This window comes from Aquimarina pacifica (assembly GCF_000520955.1).
Taxonomy (GTDB): domain Bacteria; phylum Bacteroidota; class Bacteroidia; order Flavobacteriales; family Flavobacteriaceae; genus Aquimarina; species Aquimarina pacifica.
On the sequence record NZ_JACC01000097.1, the window covers coordinates 1 to 1,575 of the forward strand.

At 32.8% G+C, this 1,575-nt stretch carries 2 protein-coding genes; both read left to right on the forward strand.

Annotated features, from left to right (window positions below):
- The coding region (locus tag DZ60_RS24590; RefSeq protein ID WP_206538664.1) for an RHS repeat-associated core domain-containing protein at positions 1–1,034 on the forward strand (1,034 nt) is incomplete at its 5' end.
- Positions 1,035–1,046: 12 nt separating this feature from the next.
- Positions 1,047–1,520: a hypothetical protein gene (locus tag DZ60_RS0121915; RefSeq protein WP_025744138.1), complete on the forward strand. Its 474-nt coding sequence runs from the start codon at positions 1,047–1,049 to the stop codon at positions 1,518–1,520.
- The last annotated feature ends 55 nt before the right edge of the window (positions 1,521–1,575 follow it).

Genomic DNA, 1,575 nt, shown 5'->3' on the forward strand with positions numbered 1-1,575 from the left:
AAGTAGAATTGTTTGTAAGAGGGACAGGACTAGGTACTACCGAAACCGCTCACTTTTTTATAGATAATGTGTCTGTAGTTTATTACTCTGAGGATATCAAAATTGTAGAGGAGAAGAATTATTACCCCTTTGGTTTGGTACAAAAAGGGTATAATAATGTTGTAAACGGTAGAAAACATAACTATGGTTATAATGGTAAAGAAGAGAATAATGAGCTTGGTTTGGAATGGATGGATTATGGAGCTAGAAACTATGATGCTTCACTAGGTAGATTTATGAATATAGATCCTGCAGCAGATGCTTATGGTAGTTGGACACCTTATCATTATGTTATGAATAATCCCATTGTTTTTATAGATCCTACAGGAGCTTTTACCGAATTTTTTGATAAAAAAGGAAATAAAATTGGTGAGGATGAAGGCAAAGATGACGGACATGTTGTTATTGTTGTTGATAAAGAAGATGTAAAAAGAATTAAAAAGAACACCAAAGATGGAAAACTAGCAAGCAAAGCAGATGCTGATAGCGGAATAAAAACCACCAAGACTGTTTTAGCAGAAGCTTTAAATGTTTTAGAAAGAACAGAAAATAATGGAGGATTGAGTGAAGAAGCATCCACCGTTAACTCGAAAGGAGAAATTGTAAGATCAGAAACAGGTAGTGCCGAAACAGAAATAAGAAATGGAGTTGAGGTTTTAACATCCGAAATAATAGTTCCCAGAGGAGATGGAAATACTTCAATTCACTCACATATTACCGAAGGCGTTGAGATGAATGAAGATGGAACCGCAGGAGGAACAACATCTAGTGCCCTAGATCCTGGTCCAGGTGATCCCAATACTTTCAGTGACTTTAGTCAAAACATAATTGTAGGTCGATTAGGGAAGATAACAACTACTCGAAAAACTCTAACTAAATCGGCTTCTATTTCTAAGCCTGGTCTAGGAATAGCCATTTTTGGCAGAAATATAACAACAAAATCTAAACCACAGGCAAAATTAACCAAAAACGCAGTACGAAAAATAATAGAATAAATTTTTAGATATATGAGCAGAATTTTATTGATAGTAATTTTTAGTTTATCCACTTTTTTAAATTTGATAAACGGACAAGAAACAGTAAAAAGTATTAATTGTATAATATTAATTGAGGAACAATTATCTGAGGCTTTGTCAGGGAAATTTGAGTTTAATGATTCAAGTGGTAGTAAGTCTATTATTGAATTTGGTTATGAAAATGGGGAAATGAGATTTATTGAGAAAGACTATAAAAAGTTAGAATCATTACGTAAATATACTAGGTTGAATATGAAGATTGAGGATAAGTCTGAAGGTTATTCATACACAAAAAAAATTGACGTTATAGATTTAAGACAGCGTTATATTATTTTAAAAATATATAATTGTCGAAAAAATGCTAGTAGAGTTTATATAGAAACACCGAGACACAGTGATCCTACACCAAAAACGAGAAAAACAAGAAAATTGAAATGTAAACGCTATTTACCCATTACGAATTAACCAGATAATTTGAACTAATAGACGCAATACGATGCCCCTGATTGGGCAAAAGAAG

What these genes read in the sequence shown, in the direction of transcription:
- DZ60_RS0121915 (WP_025744138.1), top strand. Translation starts at nt 1,047, where the DNA reads ATGAGCAGAATTTTATTGATAGTAATTTTTAGTTTATCCACTTTTTTA.